The sequence below is a fragment of the Spartinivicinus poritis genome, from assembly GCF_028858535.1.
GTDB lineage: Bacteria > Pseudomonadota > Gammaproteobacteria > Pseudomonadales > Zooshikellaceae > Spartinivicinus > Spartinivicinus poritis.
Window position 1 is genome coordinate 25428 of record NZ_JAPMOU010000019.1, and the last position, 17760, is coordinate 43187.

The window sequence follows — 17760 nt, forward strand, 5'->3', positions numbered from 1 at the left end:
TGCGGGGGCCATTAAAACATGAAGGGTAAAGCTAAGAACCAAGCCTTTGTGCTTGTGGCTGTTTTAATCGTAGTGGTTATTATTGCGGTGGTTGCGGCAGCGTTTATTTTGTACGACGTTAACGTTAAAGCTACGCAAGATAAGGAATATATCGGTCATGCCGGGGAGTTGAAAGTATTATCTCAGCAGATAGCAAAAAACGCGACTGAGGCAGCCAGTGGTACAGAAGAAGCATTTTTATTGCTTAACCAGGCACGTAACAATTTCCAAACCCGGATGGATATTTTGGAAAATGGTGAGGCCCACTTACCCCCAATTGCTGATCAGGGGTCTGACACTGTAAATACTCAAATGACTAGCTTGAAAACTACTTGGGAAAAAGTAAAAAGTAATGCCGATAGTATCTTACAAACAGAAGATACCGTTCTTTCTTTACACGACGTAGCGGCTACTTTGTCTGAAACCATTCCCCAGCTACAAATTGAGTATGATGAAGTAGTAGAAATTCTGCTCGACAATAATGCACCAGCTGATCAGGTGGCGGTTGCACAACGTCAATCATGGTTGGCAGAACGTATCGTAGGTAGTGTTAACAAAGTATTGGAAGGTACTGAAGAATCAGTAATGGCGGCTGACAGTTTTGGTCGGGATGCTAGTTTATTTGGTCGTGTATTGAATGGCATGATCAATGGTGACGAATCATTGAATATTACCAAAGTCGCTGATGATGAGGCGGTTGACAGGTTAAATGAGATTAGTGACTTATTCGAGTTCGTAAGTGGTAGTGTGGATGAGATTCTGGAAACTTCTCCTGAGTTATTCCAGGTACGTGAAGCATCTGACCAAATATTTACCGATACCCAACAACTGCTGAAAGACACCACTGGTCTTGCTGATAGTATTGAAAACTTGGCACAGGAAAGACCACTAAAAACTTACTTTGGTTTGATTTTTGGTTTAGTTGGTCTGATTGCGGTAATTGGTATTGGTTTTGTATTGGTAGTCGACTCTCGTAACCGCCTGAGAGAAACAGCAGAAGCCAACGAAGCAAACCAGAATGCGATTTTACGACTGTTGGATGAATTAGCCGACTTGGCGGATGGTGACTTAACTGTATCTGCAACGGTAACCGAGGATTTCACTGGTGCGATAGCAGACTCTATTAACTTCTCTATCGACCAATTACGACAGTTGGTAACTACTATTAACGAAACTGCGGTACAGGTGTCGTCTGCTGCTCAAGAAACACAGGCAACAGCAATGCACTTAGCAGAAGCATCTGAGCACCAAGCCCAGGAAATTGCAGGGGCGTCCGCAGCGGTTAACCAAATGGCGGTTTCTATCGACCAGGTATCTGCCAACGCAGCTGAGTCTGCAGCGGTAGCGGAACGTTCGGTGGGAATTGCGAACAAAGGTAATGAAGTTGTACAAAATACCATCGCAGGGATGGATACGATTCGTGAGCAGATACAGGACACTTCAAAACGGATTAAGCGTTTGGGTGAATCTTCTCAGGAAATCGGAGACATCGTATCGCTGATTAATGACATCGCCGACCAAACCAACATTTTGGCATTGAACGCGGCGATTCAGGCATCGATGGCAGGCGACGCAGGTCGTGGTTTCGCGGTGGTAGCGGATGAGGTACAGCGGCTGGCGGAACGTTCATCAGCTGCAACCAAGCAGATTGAAGCACTGGTAAAAACCATTCAGACTGATACCAACGAAGCAGTAATTTCGATGGAACAAACGACAGCTGAGGTAGTTAAAGGTGCTCGACTAGCTCAAGATGCGGGTGTCTCTCTAGAGGAAATTGAGAAGGTTTCCAAACACTTAGCAGATTTAATTCAAAACATTTCGAATGCCGCACGCCAGCAGGCTTCATCTGCGGGGCATATTTCGAATACGATGAATGTAATCCAAGAAATTACCTCTCAAACTTCTGCTGGTACAAATGCTACTGCTAACTCTATCGGTAACCTGGCAGAGTTGGCGACAGAAATGCGTAAATCGGTAGCGGGCTTCAAATTGCCAGAATCAGAAGCATTGAATTAATTAGGTAATAGGAGGTCATTGACAATAACCAACGAGGTGCTTATTAGGTTGTGACACCATGACGGTGACAAATGAGTGGTCATTACAAGCCCTGCCTGACATGGATCAGGCACAGTTTGAGCAGTGGAAGTCACTGCTCGAAGAACGTACTGGTATGACTATTACCGAACAGCGCAAAAGTTTCTTGCAAACCAGTGTCGGCATTCGTATGCGGGAGCTTGGTTTTAGCAGTTACCAAGCGTATTACGAAGAAGTGTCCACAGGCCCTTCTGCTGCACAGGAGTGGGCTACGCTGGTTGATCGGTTAACGGTCCAAGAGACGCGCTTTTTTCGTCATGAGCCTTCATTTGATGTTGTTAAAGACTTCTTACTTCAGCGTGAAAACCAAGAAAAAAAATCGGTTGAAATCTGGAGTGTCGGTTGCTCAACAGGAGAGGAAGCCTATTCACTTGCCATGCTAGCAGATCAGTGCTTGAGCAAAATTGGCAAGGGCTACTACTTTGGCGTGACTGCAACTGACATTAGTGTACCTGCCTTAGCCAAAGCCCGACAAGGTATTTACCATCACCGCAAATTAGAAACCCTGGATGACCAATTGTTGACAACCTATTTTGAGCAGAAAAGTCAGCAGCATTATGAAGTGGTTCCTCGGTTGAAAGAGCGGGTTTGCTTTGCCAGAGTAAATGTATTAGAGCTGGATAAAGCACCTATGCACGGGATGGATATAATTTTCTGTCAGAACTTATTAATTTACTTCCGCCGTTGGCGACGAAAAACCATTTTAAATCGGTTGGTTGAGCGTTTAGCCCCTGGTGGCTTAATGGTATTAGGTCTGGGAGAGGTGGTTGATTGGGTTCACGCTGATCTTCAACGTACTCACAGTGACAGCGCGCTTGCTTTTTATCGTAGCAAGGCAAGCAGCAAATAGTTTGGTGGAGTAGTTATGGGCGATCGCCACGACTATGTAGCCCTGGACTGGGTTAAACCGGAAATAGATGAGGAGCTCAAACGCGCCAGACAAGCTTTGGAGGCGTTTGTAGAAAATCCACAAGATTTAACCCGGATGAGGTTTTGCCTCAACCATATTCACCATGTGCATGGTACTTTGCAGATGGTGGAGTTCTATGGGGCTGCATTACTTGCCGAAGAAATGGAAGCATTGGCACAAGCACTCTTAAATAATACTGCGCGGAGTATCACTGAAGCGCAGGAAGTATTAATGCAGTCAATCTTACAACTGCCAATGTATTTAGACCGGGTACAAAGTGGTCGGCGAGACCTGCCTGTTATTTTGTTACCTATTTTAAATGACATACGAGCAGCTCGGGGTGAAAAACTTCTATCGGAAACCTCGCTATTTTCTCCGACCCTAGAGCATAAATACCCCAAATTAAAACCAGCTGCTGTTCAAAAATTAAAAGGCGAGAGCTTTGATACATTGCTGAAAAAATTACGGCAAATGTATCAGTTTGCCTTAATTGGGGTATTACGTGATCAGCATATGGCTGAAAACCTCAATTACATGGTGAAGGTTTTTGGCCGTTTAGAGCAGCTTTTTTTAAAAACACCTTTAGGGCAGTTATGGTGGATTGCCAAAGGGGTTATTGAAGGCATTGCTAATGGCTCTATTCATAATGGCAGTTCAGTACGCTCATTACTACGACAGGTAGAGCATGAAATAAAACGTGTTGTAGATGAAGGGCCTGAAGCGTTAAATGAGCCTGCACCTGATGATTTAATAAAGAATTTACTTTATTACGTTGCTAAGTCTGATAACGAAACACAACGTATTAGAGAAATAAAAGATAAATTTAATCTCGACGATGCATTACCCAGTGAGCAAACCATTATTGCCGAGCGTGATGCATTAGCAGGGCCGGATAAAGAAGCAGTTGGCTCAGTTGTTGAAGTATTAATTGAAGAATTGGTTGAGGTGAAAGAAGCCCTCGACCTATTTGTTCGCGATGCTAATAAAGAAGCAGAGCACTTAAAAAAACAGCTACCTACTTTAAAAAGAATATCTGACACAGTAGGTGTGCTTGGGTTAGGTATTCCCCGTAAGGTATTGGTTGAACAAACCGAAATTATTGAAGCGCTGGCTAATAATGAGCGTCCTCTGGAAGACAATACCCTGATGGATGTGGCTGGTGCTTTGTTATATGTGGAAGCTACCTTATCTGGCATGCTGCAAGAGCCTTTAGCTAAAGAAGGCGAAGAAGGAAAAGAGGCATTAATTCCAGCCTCTAAAATTACTGAAGTTCACGGCGCAGTTATTCGTGAAGCACGTAATGGCTTAGAGCAAGGTAAAGACGCCATTATCGAGTTTATTGCCTCGCAATGGGATCATGAAAAACTAAAAGACGTACCCCTGCTACTTGATGAGGTACGTGGCGGTTTAGCCATGATTCCACTAGAACGAGCTTCTATTTTAATTGCTGCCTGTCAGCGTTATGTGCAGCTCGACTTGTTAGTTAAAAAAGCGATTCCTCAATGGCAGGCACTGGATACCTTGGCAGATGCCATTACCAGTGTTGAATATTATCTAGAGCGGTTAACCGAAGATAATGTTGCACAAAATGAACTGATTTTAGATGTTGCAGAAGAGAGTTTGATGCATCTCGGCTTTAGTAAGGCAGAGCTGCGTGGTGAAGAACCGTTGGCACCCGTAGAAATTGCAAGAGAGCCAGAAGTAGAAGAAGGGGAAGAGTTTGACGTTGAAGGTCTCATCAGTGATGAGATGGAGCCAGGCAAGCCGGTAGCAAAAGAAGAACAACCATCTGAGCTGGAAACTGGAGAAGAGATAACAGCAGAAGAGTTACCAGAGTTACCCGAAGAAGTTGAAACTGCTGAAGAAGTAGAGTTCACATTAGAAGATGAGGCACTAGAAGCAGAGCCAGTAGCTGAAGAGCAGCCTGTTGAGGAAGCGCCTGCTGAACAAGCTGCAGCCCCAGCTGTTGAAGAGCCTGTTGCTGAAGTAGAGGAAGAAGATGACTTAATTGATGATGAAGTCATCGAAATCTTCATTGAAGAAGCAGGTGAAGTGCAAGAAACCATCACCGAGTATTTCCCTCAGTGGCAAGCCAATCCTGGTGATAATAATGCATTGACTGAGGTTCGTCGCTCATTCCACACCCTAAAAGGCAGTGGCCGACTTGTAGGAGCGACAGTAGTGGGTGAGCTAGCTTGGTCAGTGGAAAACATGCTGAACCGAGTGATTGATGGCACTATCGAAACGTCTGACGCTCTGTATAGCATCATAGAGAGAGTCAGGCTCACCTTACCAAGCTTGGTGGATGACTTTGAGCACCGACGACAGAAATTGACGCCTGTAGTTGAGTCTTTGATGGCTGAAGCTGAGGCTTATTCAAAAGGATTACCTTACGAAGCACCAGCTCATATTGGGGAAGCTGAAGGAGTTCCCTCGCAAAAGGAGTCTCAAGCCGCTGAAGCTGAGGAGGCAGCCGCCCCCTCAGAGGAAACTGGTCGTCCTTCAGCGGAGGAATTGGAAGAAACGGAAGAAGTTGACCCAATCCTACTGGAAATTTTCCAGAATGAAGCAGAGTCCCATATCAAAACAGTTGGTCAGTTTATTGATCACTGTCGTGCCTATAATGAACCCCAACCAATATCTGATGAACTACCTCGTGCACTGCACACCTTAAAAGGCAGTGCTCATATGGCTGGTGTTGAGCCAATCGCGTTACTTGCCGGGCCGCTGGAAACCCTGGTGATTGACTTGCGAAACCATATGATCAAGGCTGATGAAGAGGTGGTTAACTTACTCGATGAGGCTAACAGCTTATTTGAAGCCAGTGTGCCGCAAGCGGGTAAAACTGCTCCGTTTAGCCAACCGCAGCTAGAAACCTTTTTAAATAGGGTTGCTCAGTTGCAGCAAGACAAGATAACGAAAGTTGTTGAGGGAGAGCTTCTTGGAGAGCCTCGAGAAACCTCAGGCTTTAACTTTTTAGCAGAAGGAATGGAGCTGCTGTTAGATGCAGGTGAGATCTTGCATCAATGGAGTCAAAAACCTGTACCTGGTGATGAGCTGAATGAGCTGATTAGTGAATTGGCATCATTAATAGAAGGCGCTGAAGAAGCTGAGCTGTATGCCTTGGCAGAACTTTGTGAGGCACTAAGAGATACTTATATAGCCGTTCTTGAGGGGCGGATATCCTTGAGTGAGCAGTTCTTCCAAGTGGTAAAAGATGCGCACGAACAGCTGATAGGTATGATGGATAACATTGCTGCTGTTCAGTCAGTTGAACCTGCGAAAGAGCAAGTACAGCAACTGACTCAGTTACTGGAGACAGCTGCTCCTGCTTCTATTAGCGACATGGAAGAAGAAACCATTGAACTGGGAGAAATGCCAACCCTTGAAGTCGATACTGGAATCGACTTTGATCTGGAAGCCAAGCTTACTGCAGCAGAAGAAGGCTTAGAGGCAGAGTATGCGGGACTTGATGAACCTTCAAATGAAGACTTGATTCCAGAGGATGCCAACCTTGCAGATCTGGCGATTGAAGAAGAAATAGTTATTGATGAGCCAGAGGAAGAGCAACCGAGTGCTGAAGAAGCCGCTGAGCCTACCGAAGAAGAAATTGCTAAGGCTGAACTAACCCGTGATCCTGAGTTAGTCGAAATCTTCTTAGAAGAAGCTAATGACATTATGGAAAGCACTGCTACTTCTCTGCATAAGTGGATTGAAGATCCAAGCAGCATGTTTGAAGTAGAAGAGCTGCAGCGCGATCTTCATACACTTAAAGGTGGTGCCAGGATGGCAGAGATCTCTGAAATAGGGGATCTTAGTCATGAGCTGGAGTTTCTATACGAAGGACTTAGTGATGGTCGCCTGAAAACGGCTCAACCATTATTTGATTTACTGCTTGAGTGTCATGACCGTCTAGCAGATATGCTTGATGAGTTGAGAAACACTAATTTCTGTCGCCCAGCGGATGATTTGATTGCTTGCTTACATGCTTTCCGTACTAATCCAGAAGCGGGTGTACCAGACTTAAAAGAGTTCGCTCAACCAAAACAACCAGAGAAAAAAGTGGCTGCAACTGAACAGGTAAAACCTGTTACACCACAAGAAGTGCCTACAGTAGCAGTTGATTTGGATGACTTAAGCCTGGCTGATGAAGATGTATTGGAGATCTTTCTGGATGAGGCCAGCGAAATTGTCGAAAGCATCGAGCACACAGCTGACAACTGGAGTAAAGAGCCTGCAGCCGCACAATATGCTGATGAACTGCTACGTCACTTACATACCTTGAAAGGTGGTGCCAGGCTGGCTGGGTTGAGCAAGTTAGGTAATTACACTCACGACTTTGAGCTGTTTATTACTGAGGCGCAAAATAAACTACCAAATGTTGAGCCTGAATTTTTCAAAGAGGTAATGTCCCGCCAGGATATCCTGCTCGTTCATGTGGATGCAGTAAAAGCCTATATGAAAGGTGAGCAGCCTATGGTTGCAACGGTCAGTGAAGAAGCTGAACATCCTGCCTTTGAGGTTACCGAGGAGGAAGGTGAGCTACTAAGAGAAGAAGCATCGGCTGACATTATTCCATTTACACCGCCTAAACCTGCTGAAGGTCGGCAACTGGCTAATGGAATGCCTGCCAAGGTAAGCCCTATTTCTAAAGCACAGCAAATGCTGCAGACTAGCCGACGTGCACCACAGGAAATGGTGAAAGTGCCAGCAGATTTATTGGAAAGCCTGGTTAACCTAGCAGGGGAAACCAGTATCACCCGGGGTCGGGTAGAGCAGCAGATCAGTGATATCAGCTTTACCCTGGAAGAGATGCATACCACTATCGAGCGGGTACGGGAGCAGCTGCGCCGGCTGGATATGGAGACGCAGGCCCAGATTATTTCCAAACATGAAGCTGACTCTGGCATTCATATGCTGGACTTCGACCCGTTGGAAATGGACCAATATTCAGAGCTGACCCAGCTATCTCGCTCACTGTTCGAGTCTGCCTCTGACTTGATGGACTTAAAGGACGCATTAACTGATAAAAACCGGGATGCAGAAACTTTATTGCTACAGCAGGCCCGAGTAAACACTGAGCTACAAGAAGGGTTGATGCAAACCCGGATGGTGCCTTTCAGTAGGCTGTTGCCCAGGTTACGTCGAATTGTTCGTCAAGTCTCTACTGAACTGGGTAAACGAGTTGAGTTCAACGTGCTTAATGCTGAAGGGGAAATGGACCGTACTGTGTTGGAGCGGATGGTTGCTCCTCTAGAACACATGCTTCGTAATGCGGTTGACCATGGTATTGAATCTGAAGAAGCTCGTGCCAATGCTGGTAAAGAGCCGGTTGGCCATATCACGCTAAGCCTTTCCCGAGAAGGTGGTAACGTGATGCTTGAGTTGGCCGATGATGGAAATGGGGTAAACATTGAGGCGGTGCGAGCCAAGGCTATTGAACGGGGCTTGATGGATTCAGATGCTGACCTGTCTGATAGTGAAATCATGCAGTTTATTCTTGAAGCTGGATTTAGTACGGCTAAAGAGGTTACCCAAATATCCGGCCGTGGTGTGGGGATGGACGTAGTCCATAGTGAAATCAAGCAGCTGGGTGGTAACGTTGTCATCCAGTCGCAGCCAGGCCAAGGCACTACTTTTGTGGTTCGGCTGCCATTCACCGTATCAGTTAACCGGGCCTTGATGGTTTACATCGGTGATGACCTTTATGCCATTCCACTAAACAGCATTGAAGGTGTGGTTCGGGTTAGTCCTTATGAGTTGGAAGCCTATTACGAAGAAGATGCCCCTGATTTTGAATATGCCGGGCAAGACTACAAGCTTAGGTATTTAGGAGACATCCTGCATAAGCGTGGTAAGCCTAACTTACAAGGAGTGATGGCACCATTACCTGTTATTTTGACCCGTGGTGCGGAACATACGGTAGCCCTTCAGGTAGATAGTTTGGCGGGTAGCCGTGAGATTGTGGTAAAAACCTTAGGTGCTCAATTTGCGATGGTGAATGGTGTATCTGGTGCCACTATTTTGGGTGATGGTCGGGTGGTAATCATCCTTGATCTGGTTGCCCTCATCCGTACTGATTATGCACACCATGCATTAGCCCCTGTAGGCGTCACAATTGAAGCGCCAGTAGAAGAGGTTGTTGAAGAAGTTGAAGAGGCCAAAATACCAACGGTTATGGTAGTGGACGACTCAGTTACGGTACGTAAAGTAACCTCTCGGCTTCTGGAACGTAATGGCTATGAGGTCATGACAGCTAAAGATGGTGTGGAAGCTATTGCCCAGCTGCAAGACAGAAAACCAGATGTCATGCTGTTGGATATTGAAATGCCTCGGATGGATGGTTTTGAGGTTGCCAGTACCGTTAGAAATGACCGACGTTTGAAAAATCTGCCGATCATTATGATTACCTCGCGTACAGGTGAAAAGCACCGTGAGCGGGCAATGTCTATAGGAGTTAATGAGTACTTAGGTAAACCATTCCAAGAAGGGCCTTTGTTAGAAACCATAGAGAAAATGGTAAAAGTGAATGGTTAGAGCGGTAAGCAATGTACACCACGGTAAGGTGGGTGTTATTGCTGATACCTCTTTACAGCGCCATCTTATTCAAGCACTTATTCAGGCACAAGGCTATCAAGTAACTTTTAACCTTGCGCCTGACCGTGTTGATATTGATACCTTAAAGTCAGCAGTTGCCGCTTGGTATGTGGATTTAGTGTCTGATGAGTCAGATTGGTCTGACTTTATCGACCTTATTCTTGAATATAGTGATGTTCCTGTATTGTTTGGTGATGGTGAAGAAGCGCCGCCAAGAACCTCTGAAAACTATCCACGTTGGGAGCGCAGGCTACTCAATAAGCTATCCAACGTAGTGCCACTGCCACCAGCGCAACTACCTCAAACAGAAGAGGCCACAACCCCCATTGCATTCGATACCCCTAAAGAAGCAGTACCGTTACCCAGCATATTGGCTAGCTTAGCTGCAGAGCCTCCAGAAGTACCTGAGCGAGTATGGGTCCTGGGTGCATCATTAGGGGGGCCAAGTGCTGTTAAACACTTTCTAGATTGCTTGCCAGGTAAACTACCTATTGCCTTTGTTTATGCCCAGCATATTGACTCCAGCTTTGAAGAAGTGCTGGGTAAGTCAGTTGGGCGGCACAGTGAGTTTCAGGTGGTGTTAGCCAAAGATGGGCATCGGCTTGCTCATGGGGAGGTATTGGTTGTTCCAATTGATAATGTAATTACGTTTGGCGAACAAGCAGAAGTCATTAGAGAGCCAAGAGAATGGGATGGACCTTACAACCCCTGTATTGATCAGGTAATGAACAATACATTGCAGCGCTTTGGTAAACACACAGGTGCCATTATTTTCAGTGGCATGGGTCAGGATGGTGTAAAAGCAGCAGCCAATTTTAAGGAAGTGGCAGCCCCTATCTGGACTCAGGCACCAGAAAGCTGCGCCAGCAGCTCAATGCCAGATGCCATTATTGATGCAGGCCTTAATCAGTTTAGTGCTGACCCGGTAGGGTTGGCAGAACAGCTCGTACAGCATATAGCTGATGAGGTAAAAAATAATCCTCCGCAGCGAATTAAAACCAGTTAATTTTAGTCAAAGCGAAAAAATTTATTCGCGAAGAATATAGGTAGTTAATTATGGCAACCGAACAAGACAGCCAACTATCCGCTTTACTGGTACCAATACAAGATAAAATGTTATTGGTGCCCAACGTTACCATTGCAGAATTAATTAATTTTGAAAAACCCAATGCATCAGGCGACACCCCAGACTGGCATTTAGGACAACTCACCTGGCGTGAACAAACAATTCCAGTCGTGTCATTTGAAATCGCCAATGGCGAAGAATATCGCGGTGATACAGCAAATGCCCGGGTTGCAATTGTTAACGGCATAACTGGCCAGCGGGAATTATCTTTTTACGCGATTATTGTCCAAGGTATCCCTCACTCAGTAAAGCTCACCGAAAGTGAAATAGTAAAACAAGACGAAAAAGTCGGTGAAGTAGAAATGCTCGCCGTACAAGCAGCAGGCGAACCCGCAATAATTCCCAATTTAGATAAATTAGAAAAAATGATCCTGGATTTTGGTCTGGCCTAGTTAAAATAAAAGGGTAATTTTAGTGGGGCGCTAAAAGTGATTTGGTCGTCTTACTATTGTAAGCAATGTAAAGATAGTTGAGCAGCAAAAAGCAGTTTGCTATTTATAATGAGTGAGCCTCTTATCTTGTAGCATAACAAAGATAAGAATATTAGCCTCATGCTTATTTATTACATATAACCCCAACCAGTTAGCTAACAAGCGGGTTCGTAAGTTGGCTGGTTGGTTTTTTTATGTGTAAGATCTATGCACAGGACAAAATTTCTAAACAGTACAGAAACTGTTGTATTTTAGCTATTCCTTTAACTAATAACCAGTGTCGGAATAGGCTTTGGGACTTCCGATCATGCTTTTTTAGCTTGGTAGGCTTAAATATATATTCTGCCAAATGCTAATGCCAATACAAAAAACAGCTTATCTAGTCGTTCATGATACTTCAGATGAGTAGCATCTAAATAAACCCTTGACTTTTTAAGCAACCAAATAACGTAAATTTAAGTATCATTTACTTTTCTCCAGGCATAAAAAAAACCCTAAACATGATACTTTTAGTTATATTGATCAGGATGTAGTCAGTTCAACAAATATAATACTGGTGGGAGACTCAACAAAGAAAACTAAAAAGATATATATGATGTTTTCTGTTAAGGATCACCAGAATAAAATTTATCCACTCGAACAAGGGCTTGAAATTTTAAATGGCCTTCTTAAGAAAAAGGGGGTTCAATTTCTGCCAGTGTTAATTAATAGTAATTTAAGAGAGCTTATAGCCAAAAAACTGCTTGCACTTATTGAGATTAGATAAATTGGAAAGTATTTCTGACTTTCAAAAAAAGATATTGCTGAAACCATACATGATCGCATTAGCCCGTTGTATAGGCTTTCAGATTTGATTAAAACTCAATGAAACTAGTTCTCTTCGTAATTTGCCATTGTATCCTGCTTTTCTATTAACTTATCAATTTTTGTCTGTACTGCATGTACGACAGCTTTAGCTATAATACCATGTTGGGTAAATAGTGGGGCAATAGCGGCTTTTAGCTCTTCTTTTACGGTGGATGCCAGTTGGTTAAATGGTCCTATCCCATTAAGGTTAATTGTGAGCTGTTGGTAGGGCATACGAAACTCACTGATTACCAAGTCTGTTAGACGCATTTGTTTGGTACTCATGGTGAGGACAACATTGGCTTTAGGTGATAGTCCGTTAATGACAGCAACGGTTGAAGCTGAGGTGGGTTTGGCGAGTTGTTTGGGCCCTCCAGTTGTTTTGGCATAGCCCATTGCAACCAGACTATCTAAGTAAAAATCTAGGCAGCCATTAGCTTCTATATCTTCATTAGTGGGTGTGCTTACGTCGTATATATGCAGATCATTTATACGTAGTGTCGATAGCCCTTTTAGTTCATGAAAGCCTGTACTTAAGGTGCCTGTGGTACATATTGGTACAGAGGGAACTTTAACCGTTACCCCTAAAATATGCGTGCACTGCTGTGGAATACAAATAGGACCAGAAATTTGAGCGATTACTTTTCTATTGAAATTGAGAGGATCTAGATGATTAATAATGTCGCCAAATAAGTTGGTTGTGATATCTGCTATTTTAGGTAGCTCTTGGTTAATCTGTTGTACTATTTCTTGTAACAGCTTATTGAGCACTTCCAGGTAGGGGCTTTCCTGGTATGCCTGCAGCACCGCTTTATCACCAATAGGTGATTTGAGTGCTTGTGCAATCAGCGCTTGCGACATTGTTAGCGGTCCATCTAGTTATTCAGCAATCGGTTCCTTGATCAACCTTTATGGATATAGGTGATACGACAAGCGTTGTAAAGTCATAAAAGTGTTATATTTTTAGACACCTATATTTTTTAAACCATCTAATAGCTGTTGTATAGCTTCTGCCAAAGCAGGATGCTTATCTGAAAATTTGATTAATTCTTGTTCTAGCTGATCAATGATTGTTTCAACAGGAGTCCCTTGCTTAGGGTTGGCTATAGCTAGGTTAAGCTCTTCTGCAATAGCCTTGAGCTCTGCTGTCGTACATTCATCGGCAGCATCCATTGCCTGAATAATATTTTGGATGTTATCAACATGTGGCTGAAGACGTTTTGGTGCCATTATAAACCCTCAGTTAGTGACTACTTGTCGTATTTATAAACTCTCTTTTACGTTTCTATTTAAACTGAAAATTTGCAATATATCATTAACCTAGAGCAATAATTTCAACAATTATTAGAGGTGCTCTTTATTTAAGTATTGGCTGAGTTGTTGGCACATTCCATTTTTTACCATACTGATAGCTTAATGTTATATTTGGGGTTATATGTATTGCAAAAAATTATTAAAGTTTTTGCAATAAGTGTTTTCGTGATTAGTACCAGGGTACAATTGTGAGCTAGAGCTAGTTTCCTTAAATTTGCGCCTTTTTTGACTGAACAGTTAATATAGAGGCGGCAATGACAAACCAAGTTTCAGACTCTCTCTCACCTCACACTCAGGCTGCTATTGGCAAGGTTAAGTCAGTTACTGGCAAAGTAGTCATAATTTCTGAAACAGGTTTAGAGCGTCTTGCTGTTACAGGTGACTTGCTTTTTCGTAATGATAAAATTTTAAGTCAGGGTGCTGAAACTGTCCTTGAGTTTGTTGATGGTAGTCAGGTTAGTCTGGGTGGTAATGATCGTCTCGTTTTAACTAAAGAGGTTTTTTCTGATGGAAACATCGAACAGCAATTAAACGAGTCAAGTACCAGTGTTGAGACGTTACAAGATGCTCAAAGAAAACTAGTAAGTGCTGATGCAGTTGAAAGTCATTCGATAAGTCAGGGTGCTACTTTTCACGCGACAGTTGAAAGGGATTTTGCTGAGGTTACAGTTGAAACAGAGCTAACAAAATCAAGCCTTGAACAAGAAGTATTATTAGATAAAAAACAGCACCTCTTATTTACGGATGATATTTTAACTGAGGACTTGGTTTTATTTAATAGTATTAATCAGTTGAATAATACTCAATCTGAAATGTCTGTTGAGTATCCTGTATTAACTGAAATTGTTAAAGCGACAGATACAACACTGAATCCATCTATTAGAGAAACTACAAAGCAAGTAAAAGAAGGTATATCGGACATAAGAGAGCGCTTCAAAATATACGATGAACTTGGGAAGTCCAAAAGTAAACTAATTGCTGAGAAAGAGTTAGTTGATTTATATAAAGGCAACTTAAAAAATGTCTTTGTCGAAGATGTTGACATAGGGTGTAATGAGTTGGGCAGTATTTTTTATAAAGCTGAAGAAAATGCTTGGCAGTTTATGCCTGCTCAGGGATTTGCTACTAATACCTTAAGCGTGAAGTTACTGGTAACAGTGACTGATGGGCTTAAGCGTGACGAAATAGTCGTAAAATATTCTGTGAATAAGGAAAACCTATCTATTGTAGAAAATAACCCATTAAACGCAAATGATGTCATTGAGGACAATGAAGGTGCTGACCTTATATTTCCTGGTCAGGTAGTGACGCTCAATTTTGTATGTAATGAAGTACCTCAAGCACCTACATTGCCTATAAATAATTATCTGGAAAATGATGACCAACAGTATGATGTATAAGTAAGTTATAAAGTCATTCAAAAAAATAGTTAAAAAGCCAGTAAATGCTGGCTTTTTGTATTTATATAGAAGCATTCAGTCTAGTTTATAAGCAGAAATACTATTAATCCTTTATTTATAACAAGCAGATGAAATAAGTAATGTGACTAGTACCTAAGTACAATTGTGACCTTGTTTGTATTTTAGTTACAACTGGGGCTAAGTGTTCTTCCATATTGTCAGGAGGTACGGTATGGCCACTCATCAGAGTGATTCAGTTGACCCACTTCAGTCTATTGGCTTTGTAAAACAAGTCTCTCAAGCAACAGCGATTGCAACCAATGGAGAGCACCGACCGTTACACTCAGGTGAGCCAGTTTATCCCTTCGATAAAATTATCAATCATAGCGGCGTAATTGTTGTTGAGTTTACTGATGGCTCGTGGCTGGATATGGGGCCAGGTGACCAAACGGTACTTGATCAAGATGTATTTGATTTTACTGCTGCCGAAGAAGCTGTTGCAGCTACAACTGATGTTGATGTATTGCAACAAGCCTTATTAGCAGGTGCAGATCCAACTCAAGTATTAGAGCCTACTGCAGCTGGCCCTACAGCAGGTACTTCTCCAGATGCTGTAAGTAATGATGGTTCTAGTGGTGGTATAGCGACTATAGCACGAGATGGCTCCACCACTCTGGCAGCTAGTGGTTTTACTACTGATGAAGCTGATGTGTCAGAACTGGTTGATACTGCCTCAGAACTAGAAGTTGATGAGCTGTTTAGCTTTAATCTCATAGATACTGCGACAACCGCTACAGGTGAGCCTGATTTTCCAGTTCAGCCTGAGATACCTTCAGAGCCTAACCCTACTGAGGTGCCAGCAGTTCCTTCTCCAGTGGAATTCCCTGATGAAACGACACCTCCAGAATTCCCTGATGAGCAATTTCCAGAAGATACAACACCACCAGCTGTTAGCTTAAATACAATTGGTGTAACCAATAATAATGCGCCTGTTATTTCAGGCACGGCTGAGCCTGGTAGTGCGATAACTATAGTCGTGGCAGGACAAACTCTTGCTACGGTAGCTGCAGCTGACGGTAGCTGGAGTGTAGCACCTCAGCCTTTGGCAGATGGTAGCCACACAATAGCAGTGAGCGCGACCGATGATAGCGGTAACCAATCTACAGAAGTAACAGAAATAGTGACTGTTGATAGCACTGGCCCAGTAATTAATGCCATAGATTTTGATCTAGCTGAACAAAGTGCAGCAGGAGATATAGTTGGGCAGGTGACAGCAACTGATATAAATGGCCCTATTAGTTATCAGTTAGATACGGCAACTGATTTATTTGAAATTAATAGTGAAACTGGGGTAATTACACTTACTAATGCAGGTGCAGCAGCTGATTTATTAGATTTTGAAGCTAATCCTAATTTGGCTGAGCTAACTGTAATAGCAACTGATAATTTAGGTAATCAAACCAGTCAATTAATTAATATCAATATCACTAATGTCAATGAGTCACCTACTGGAGAAGACGACACAGGCATTGTTAAACTAGGCGCAACTGCAAGTTTAGCTGGAAATGTACTTATTAATGATAGCGATCCTGACGGGGATAGTTTAACCGTTGCTGAGGTTAACGGTGTTCAATTGGGTGCAGGTAATAATGTTATTAATGGTTTGTATGGTGATTTAACTATTCAGCAAGATGGCAGTTACAGTTATCAACAGCACAATATTAATTTAACTGAGGGGTTAGTTGCCCATTGGACTTTTGATGAACTAGTCAGCGGTAATCGTTTTGATGATATTGCAACAGCAGATCAAATAAATGATCGAGGACGGCTAAGAGGCAATGCCAGTTTAGTTGATGAGGCTATTAGCGGAAAAGCACTCAGTTTGGATGGAGCTGGTGATTATATTGATATTAACAACTCCAAAGAAATTAATAATTACTCACATAATAAACCCATTGGAGGCGCAGGTTTTTCAGGGCGCTCAATCAGCTTTGGGTTTAAAGTTGATGGCACTGATTTAGATAGTCGTCAGGTCATATTTGAGGAAGGCGGTAATGTTCGTGGCTTGGTGATTTATATCGAAAACGGTGAGCTTATTGTAGGTGGTTATAACCGGCCCGATAATATTAACTGGCAAGGTAGTTATGCCAAAGCGGATATTACCAATTTAGATACTAATGAGTGGCATCATGTTGCTCTTGTGTTAGACCCAGCTAATCAGCAATTGACCGGCTATTTGGATGGAAATAGCTTTCAGCAGGTGCAGGGTGATTTACTTTACCGACACCCAGGTGATATCAGCATTGGCCGTACCGGCGACCAAAATGTATTTTTAGATAACGATGGAGTTTCAAGGGTTGATAATAGCCCAAATTATTTTAAAGGTTTAGTAGATGATGGGCTGGTTTATAACCGTGCTTTAACTGATGCTGAAGTGAAAGTATTACATTCAGGAGAATTGTCTGAAGATTTTAGTTATCAATTATCTGATGGTGAACTTGCTGCACAAGCCAATTTAAATATCACTTTAACAGGCAATTTAACTGGGGGAGCCACTGACGATACTCTGTTAGGAGGGGACACCATCGATTTAATGGCTGGTGGGGCAGGTAATGATCAATTAACCGGAGCTAGTGGAGGTGATCAATTTATTTGGAATGAACAAGATCAAGGAACAGATGAGTTACCCGCAGTTGACATTATTAAAGACTTTAATGCCCAGCAGGGAGATTCACTTAATTTAGCTGACTTACTCATTGATGAAGATGTTAATAGCTTAGAACAGTATTTAGCGTTTAATTTTGATAATGGTTCAACCACTATCAATATAAGCCCCGAAGGCAATGGTGAAGTCACTCAACAAATTGTTTTGGAAAGCTTCGACCTGTCCAGTCATTATGGCACTACAGATTCGTCTGAAATAATTAACGGTTTATTGGATGACGGACATCTGATAGTGGATTAATTATTTAGTCTTTTTATCTTTTTCTTTTTTTATAAGCT

General features: G+C 42.8%; 10 protein-coding genes. 8 read left to right on the forward strand and 2 right to left on the reverse strand.

The features are described from left to right. Positions 1-18 precede the first annotated feature (18 nt). The 6 genes from ORQ98_RS15200 (at position 19) to ORQ98_RS15225 (ending at position 11963) form a co-directional block, all read left to right on the forward strand. Positions 19-2055, forward strand: a complete 2037-nt coding sequence (locus ORQ98_RS15200; RefSeq protein WP_342455205.1) for a methyl-accepting chemotaxis protein — start codon at positions 19-21, stop codon at positions 2053-2055. 58 nt (positions 2056-2113) lie between these two features. After that, complete coding sequence (locus ORQ98_RS15205; RefSeq protein WP_274689658.1) at positions 2114-2983, forward strand: CheR family methyltransferase; 870 nt, start codon at positions 2114-2116, stop codon at positions 2981-2983. A gap of 15 nt (positions 2984-2998) precedes the next feature. Next, entirely contained in the window at positions 2999-9580 is a 6582-nt protein-coding gene (locus ORQ98_RS15210; RefSeq protein ID WP_274689659.1) for an Hpt domain-containing protein, read from the forward strand. Next, on the forward strand, positions 9573-10646 hold the full coding sequence (locus ORQ98_RS15215) for a chemotaxis protein CheB (RefSeq protein ID WP_274689660.1): 1074 nt from the start codon (positions 9573-9575) through the stop codon (positions 10644-10646). Before ORQ98_RS15210 ends, ORQ98_RS15215 begins: the two co-directional genes overlap by 8 nt. A gap of 50 nt (positions 10647-10696) precedes the next feature. Then, positions 10697-11158, forward strand: coding sequence for a chemotaxis protein CheW (locus ORQ98_RS15220; RefSeq protein ID WP_274689661.1), 462 nt, complete (start codon positions 10697-10699; stop codon positions 11156-11158). 631 nt (positions 11159-11789) lie between these two features. Next, positions 11790-11963 carry a hypothetical protein gene (locus ORQ98_RS15225; protein ID WP_274689662.1) on the forward strand — a complete coding sequence of 58 codons (174 nt, stop codon included), beginning with the start codon at positions 11790-11792 and terminating at the stop codon, positions 11961-11963. A 104-nt stretch (positions 11964-12067) separates the two neighbouring features. Here the strand turns inward: ORQ98_RS15225 and ORQ98_RS15230 are convergent, their stop codons facing one another. Next, positions 12068-12904 (reverse strand): hypothetical protein, encoded by an 837-nt coding sequence (locus ORQ98_RS15230; protein ID WP_274689663.1) that lies wholly within the window; start codon positions 12902-12904, stop codon positions 12068-12070. 102 nt (positions 12905-13006) lie between these two features. Continuing rightward, a complete protein-coding gene (locus ORQ98_RS15235; protein ID WP_274689664.1) occupies positions 13007-13273 on the reverse strand; it encodes a DUF4404 family protein in 267 nt (88 codons plus the stop codon). 338 nt (positions 13274-13611) lie between these two features. On the opposite strand from ORQ98_RS15235, the gene ORQ98_RS15240 reads away from it, so the two are divergent. Then, positions 13612-14757, forward strand: coding sequence for a FecR family protein (locus ORQ98_RS15240; RefSeq protein WP_274689665.1), 1146 nt, complete (start codon positions 13612-13614; stop codon positions 14755-14757). 232 nt (positions 14758-14989) lie between these two features. Next, positions 14990-17722 (forward strand): retention module-containing protein, encoded by a 2733-nt coding sequence (locus ORQ98_RS15245; RefSeq protein WP_274689666.1) that lies wholly within the window; start codon positions 14990-14992, stop codon positions 17720-17722. Positions 17723-17760 lie beyond the last annotated feature (38 nt).

Excerpts from the sequence above, each read along its gene's own strand:
- ORQ98_RS15200 (WP_342455205.1), top strand. The coding sequence starts at position 19 with ATGAAGGGTAAAGCTAAGAACCAAGCCTTTGTGCTTGTGGCTGTTTTA.
- ORQ98_RS15205 (WP_274689658.1), top strand. The coding sequence starts at position 2,114 with ATGACGGTGACAAATGAGTGGTCATTACAAGCCCTGCCTGACATGGAT.
- ORQ98_RS15210 (WP_274689659.1), top strand. The coding sequence starts at position 2,999 with ATGGGCGATCGCCACGACTATGTAGCCCTGGACTGGGTTAAACCGGAA.
- ORQ98_RS15215 (WP_274689660.1), top strand. The coding sequence starts at position 9,573 with ATGGTTAGAGCGGTAAGCAATGTACACCACGGTAAGGTGGGTGTTATT.
- ORQ98_RS15220 (WP_274689661.1), top strand. The coding sequence starts at position 10,697 with ATGGCAACCGAACAAGACAGCCAACTATCCGCTTTACTGGTACCAATA.
- ORQ98_RS15225 (WP_274689662.1), top strand. The coding sequence starts at position 11,790 with ATGATGTTTTCTGTTAAGGATCACCAGAATAAAATTTATCCACTCGAA.
- ORQ98_RS15230 (WP_274689663.1), bottom strand. The coding sequence starts at position 12,904 with ATGTCGCAAGCGCTGATTGCACAAGCACTCAAATCACCTATTGGTGAT.
- ORQ98_RS15235 (WP_274689664.1), bottom strand. The coding sequence starts at position 13,273 with ATGGCACCAAAACGTCTTCAGCCACATGTTGATAACATCCAAAATATT.
- ORQ98_RS15240 (WP_274689665.1), top strand. The coding sequence starts at position 13,612 with ATGACAAACCAAGTTTCAGACTCTCTCTCACCTCACACTCAGGCTGCT.
- ORQ98_RS15245 (WP_274689666.1), top strand. The coding sequence starts at position 14,990 with ATGGCCACTCATCAGAGTGATTCAGTTGACCCACTTCAGTCTATTGGC.